The organism is Amycolatopsis kentuckyensis, from assembly GCF_002155975.1.
Taxonomy (GTDB): Bacteria; Actinomycetota; Actinomycetes; order Mycobacteriales; family Pseudonocardiaceae; genus Amycolatopsis; species Amycolatopsis kentuckyensis.
The window spans coordinates 1-2,406 of record NZ_MUMI01000194.1 but is presented as its reverse complement, the minus strand read 5'-3'; the positions used below and the strand labels follow the sequence as shown (position 1 = coordinate 2,406).

The following is a 2,406-nucleotide window of genomic DNA, read 5'->3' as shown; positions in this document are numbered from 1 at the left end:
CGGCGCCGTCGACGGCGCCGCCTGGCTGACCGCGGTGCTGCGGACCGGCCCCGGCCCGGCGTGCGCGGCGGTGACCGCCGTGGCCCTCGCGGGGGCGCGCGTGGCCGGCCGCGTCCACCGCCGCCGGCTCTGGCTGTCCTGGCTGCAGGACCTCCCGCGCTCGGTCACCGCCACCGCGCTGGCGTTCGCGCTCGTCACCGGGTTCGGGCTGCTGGCCGGGATGGACGGCGACGACACGGCGCGGATGCAGGAAGTCGTGCTGTGCTTCGCCGTCCTCAGCGAAGCCGTCCGCCCGGCCGTCTTCGCGTTCGGCCGGTGGGGGCGCCGGCGGCTGCGGCGCTGCGACCGGGCCGTCGTCGTGGGGGCCGGCCGGATCGGCGGGGAACTGGTCCGCACCATGCTGGAGCACCCCGAGTTCGGGCTGCTGCCGGTCGGCATCGCGGCGTCCGGCCGGGAGCCGGTGCCGTCCGGGCTGCCGGTCGAGCGGATCGACGGCGACCTCGCCGGCGCCGTCGCCCGGCTGCGCGCCGGCACGGTGATCCTCGCCCCGGCCGACGACCGGGACCGCGCGATCGTCGACGCCGCCATCACCGCGCACCGCCTCGGGTGCGTCACCCTGGTGCTGCCGCACCTGTTCGAGCTCTGCCCGGACGGCCCGGGCGTCGACCGCCTGCGCAGCTACCCGCTGGTGTGGCTGGGCGGCGCGCCGACCCGGCGGCCGAGCTGGTGGGTCAAGCGCGCGGTCGAGACGACGCTGGCCGCGGCCGCGCTCGTCGTCCTCGCCCCGGTCATCGCGGTCTGCGCGCTCGCGGTCGCGGTGGAGAGCGGGTTCCCGGTCTTCTTCCGGCAGGTGCGGGTCGGCATGGACGGCGGCACGTTCGTGCTCTTCAAGCTCCGGAGCGTGCGGCAGGCCGCCGTCGACGATTCGCAGACGCGCTGGTCGGTCGTGGGGGACCACCGGGTCGGCCCGGTCGGCCGGTTCCTGCGCCGGTCCTCTTTGGACGAGCTGCCGCAGCTGTGGAACGTGGTGCGCGGGGACATGTCGCTGGTCGGCCCGCGTCCGGAGCGCCCGGTCTTCGTGCACGAGTTCTCCGCCGTGCACGACCTGTACTGGGCCCGGCACCGGGTGCCGACCGGGCTGACCGGGCTGGCGCAGGTGCACGGCCTGCGCGGGGACACCTCGATCGCGGACCGGGCGCGCTACGACAACTACTACATCGCGAACTGGTCGTTGTGGCTCGACGTCAAGATCATCATCCTCACGGTGGGAGAACTGCTGTGCCGAAGGCAACGCTGATCCGCCGTCACCCGACGGCGTCCTGGACGGCCGCGGCGGTGCTGCTGGCGACCTGCCTGACCGGCTGCGTCGCCAGCTCGGCGCAGGAGCTCGCGGCGCCGCCGCCGAAACCCCTCGCGCCCTGCGCGTGGTGGTACGGGATCGGCCAGCCGCCGACGTCACAGGAGATCGAGCTCGCGGCCAAGCGCTACCAGGTCGTCGTGCTCAACGCCGACCAGGGCGCGGCCATGCGGCGCCTGCACCAGCTCAACCCGCGGGTGAAGGTGCTGGTGTACAAGGACCTCTCGAGCACGCGCAACTACCAGGGCGCGGTCGACGGCGGCCAGGACGCGGTGTTCCTGCCGAGCGGCATCGGCTACGTCGCCGCGCAGGAGCACCACCCGGACTGGTTCGCCCAGGACGTCCAGGGCCGGCGGATCGAGTGGCAGGGCTACCCGAAGCACTGGCAGATGACGGTGTGGAACCCGGACTACCAGCAGGCCTGGACGGACGCCGTCGTCGCGGAAGTGAAGCGCGAGGGCTGGGACGGCGTGCTCGCGGACAACGACTTCAACTCCCTGAGCCACTACTCGTCCGCGGTGCTGGCGGGCACGGCGAACGTCGCGGAGACCGACCGCAAGCTCCGCGACGGCCTGGACGCGTTCCTGGCCAAGGCCGGCGACGCCCTGACGAACGCGAACAAGCTCCTGGTGCCCAACGTGTCCGAGACGCACCTGGTGCCGGGCCGCTGGACCGCGCACTCCCGCTTCGGCGGCGCGATGGAGGAGAACTTCGGGTTCCGCGAGAACGGCGGCACCGGCGGCCTGCTGACCTTCCGCGGCAACGAGTTCCAGGAGCTGCGCGCGCAGGCCGCCCTCGGCGAGTCCTTGCTGTTGCTGGTGACGCGGACGCACAACGCGCGCGAGGAGCGTTCCGGCTACGCGAGCGCGGCGTTGCTGGCGGGCCCGCGCACGTGCTGGACCCGCGCGACGACGGACGACTACCGCGACCCGGAGTGGTCGACGCTGCAGGATTCCGGGCTGGGCGAGGCGGTCGACGCGGCGAGCCGGCTGCCCAACGGCGTCTGGAGCCGGACGTTCAGCCACGGCTGGGTCGCGGTGAACCCGACG

The 2,406-nt window shown here is 74.1% G+C and carries 2 protein-coding genes; both read left to right on the top strand.

The features are described from left to right. Positions 1–1,297: exopolysaccharide biosynthesis polyprenyl glycosylphosphotransferase (locus CCN39_RS19580; protein ID WP_086844001.1), on the top strand; the 1,297-nt coding region annotated here is incomplete at its 5' end. Continuing rightward, positions 1,279–2,406: putative glycoside hydrolase family 15 protein (locus CCN39_RS19575; protein ID WP_143264084.1), on the top strand; the 1,128-nt coding region annotated here is incomplete at its 3' end. The genes CCN39_RS19580 and CCN39_RS19575, both read left to right, overlap by 19 nt.